Origin of the sequence: Actinosynnema sp. NPDC023658, assembly GCF_040639995.1 — a bacterium.
Lineage (GTDB): Bacteria > Actinomycetota > Actinomycetes > Mycobacteriales > Pseudonocardiaceae > Actinosynnema.
In genome coordinates this window covers 1-2,317 of record NZ_JBFAAX010000870.1, presented here as the reverse complement: position 1 = coordinate 2,317, position 2,317 = coordinate 1, and the positions used below count along the sequence as shown (strand labels likewise).

The 2,317-nt window shown below is 73.6% G+C and carries 3 protein-coding genes; all 3 read right to left on the bottom strand.

The window, feature by feature from the left end; all coding sequences use genetic code 11:
• Window positions 1–55: 55 nt before the first annotated feature.
• From AB0G02_RS35800 to AB0G02_RS35790, 3 genes are read right to left on the bottom strand one after another with little or no spacing between them, the layout of a single operon-like run.
• Entirely contained in the window at window positions 56–472 is a 417-nt protein-coding gene (locus AB0G02_RS35800) for a toll/interleukin-1 receptor domain-containing protein (protein ID WP_360803570.1), read from the bottom strand.
• Window positions 473–526: 54 nt separating this feature from the next.
• On the bottom strand, window positions 527–1,375 hold the full coding sequence (locus AB0G02_RS35795; RefSeq protein WP_360803567.1) for an ABC transporter permease: 849 nt from the start codon (window positions 1,373–1,375) through the stop codon (window positions 527–529).
• Window positions 1,372–2,268, bottom strand: a complete 897-nt coding sequence (locus tag AB0G02_RS35790; RefSeq protein WP_360803564.1) for an ABC transporter ATP-binding protein — start codon at window positions 2,266–2,268, stop codon at window positions 1,372–1,374. Before AB0G02_RS35790 ends, AB0G02_RS35795 begins: the two co-directional genes overlap by 4 nt.
• Window positions 2,269–2,317: the final 49 nt, after the last annotated feature.

Sequence of the window (2,317 nt, the reverse complement as noted above, 5' to 3'; positions counted from 1 at the left end):
GGCCCGCCGACTCCACACGCGCCGACCGCCGCAGGGCCGCAGGGCCGCCGGCTCCCTATCCGCCGGCCGTTCCCCACCCGCCGACCGCTTTACCTCCGCCGGTCGCCGCGTCCCGGTCGCGTGGCGGCGAGTGGTGGACCGCGGTGGAACCGGCCGCGTCGACCGTGCCCGTGCCGGCGGAGAAGCGGCCCACGGTGGTCGGCGTGCTCGCGGTCGCGGCCATCGTGGGCCTGGTGCTCGTGCTGGTCGCCGCACCGGCGGCGACGAAGACCCGGGCGGCCCGGATGATCTCGCGCCACCACAGCTCGCCGCCGTGGATCTCGTGGTCCAGCCAGACCTGGTGCCCCATCCGGCCGACGTCGTCCCGGAGGGCGCGCACCAGCGACTCGTCGGCCCGCGTGTAGCTGACGAAGATGGTCATGGTCACGCCCTCCGGTCCGGGCAGCGCGCCCCGACGCCACCGAGCACTCATCTGATTGGTCGTGCGCGGGGCCCCTTTCGTTGCGCCGGAACGCGGCATCGGCCCCTAACGGACCCGCTGGAGCGACTTCTCCCGGCGGGCGGCCACGCTCGACCCGGACTCCCGGCGGGCCATCCGGCGCAGCACGACCGGCGCCACGACCAGGCCGAGCACCGTCCACGCGGTGAGCACGCCGACGGTCTCCAGGTGCCGCCAGGACTCGTCCACCTCCACCGCCACCGCCGCGTCCGGCAGCAACGCCGAGCGCATCCCGAGCCCCAGCCAGTAGACCGGGAACACCTGGCCGACCCACTGCGCCCACACCGGCAGTGAGGTGAGCGGGTAGAAGATGCCGGACACCCCGATCAGGCCGAGGATCGGCAGGAGCAACAGGCCCTGGCCGCGAGCGCTGGAGAACACCGAGCCCAGCACCGCTCCGAGGGGCAGGGCGGCGGCCATGCCGAGCGCCAGCACCCACGCCACGGTCAGCCAGGAGTCGACGGTGCCGGTCACCAGGCCCGGCACCAGGAACACGCCGGGGACGAGGAACAGCGCCAGGTCGACCACCAGGCCACCGGCCACGTGCACGACCTTGCCGACCAGGTAGCCCAGCACCCCGTTCGGCGTCGCCTTGGCCCGCAGCAGCGTGCCGTCCTCGCGTTCGGCGGTGAGCAACTGGCTCATCGTCACCATCGCCATGGCGGCGTTCATGCCCAGGATGCTCGGCAGCGCCAGCGCGCCGACGGAGAACCCGGTCCGGCCGAACGACACGTCACGCAGGAAGTACGTGACCCCGAGCATCAGCGCGGGCCAGAACGCGTGGTTCCACAGGTCCGCGCCGGTGGTCAACGACTGCCGCAGCTCGATCAGGCCCCGGCGCCGGCCCGCGCGCAACGCCGTCGCGGTCGGGTTCACCGCTGCCCTCCCCCGGTCTCGACCCGCCGCACCAGCGACAGGTAGGTGTCCTCCAGCGAGGCCCGGCGGACCTCCAGGTCCGTGATCGCGTCGCCGTGGCGACGGAACAGGTCGTGGACGAACCGCGTGGACTCCCGGACCGAGCGCACGTGCTGCTGCCCGGCGTGGGTCCAGCGGACCTCGTCCTCGCCCGCGATCCGCTGCGCCAGCTCCTCGGCCGTTCCGTCCGCGACGATCCGGCCGCCGTCGAGGACGACGATGCGGTCGGCCAGCTTCTCGGCTTCGTCGAGGTCGTGCGTGGTGAGCAGGACGGTGGTGGCGTCCCGGTCGGCCAGCCCGCGCACGAGGTCGTGGAACTCGCGCCGGGCGACCGGGTCGAACCCGGTGGTCGGCTCGTCCAGGAACAGCAGCTCCGGACGGCCGACGATGCCGACGGCGACGTCCAGCCTGCGCCGCTGGCCGCCGGACAGCGTGCGGATGCGCGTTCCCGCCTGCGCGGTCAGGCCGACCGCCGCGACCAGGTCGTCCGGATCCCACGGTCGGACGACGTCGGCGGTGGCGTAGCAGGCGTAGTAGGTGCCCAGGTGGGCCAGCAGCTCGCGGACGCGCCACTTGCCGTGGTCGCGCCAGGACTGCAGGACGACGCCGACCCGTGCGCGCCACCGCTCGTCGGCGTGGGCCGGGTCGACGCCGAGCACCGACACCCGGCCCGCCGACCGCAGCCGGAACCCCTCCAGCACCTCGATGGTCGTGGTCTTGCCCGCGCCGTTCGGGCCGAGCAGCGCCACCACCTCGCCGTGGCGGGCGTGGAACGTGACGTCGTGCAGGACGTCGGTCGTGCCGTAGCGCATGCGCAGGCCTTCGACGTCGAGCACGACTTGCTCGCTCGTCATGCCTCCCCCTCGTGGGTCGATCTTCAGGAGGGGCGAAAGCTACGTTGCG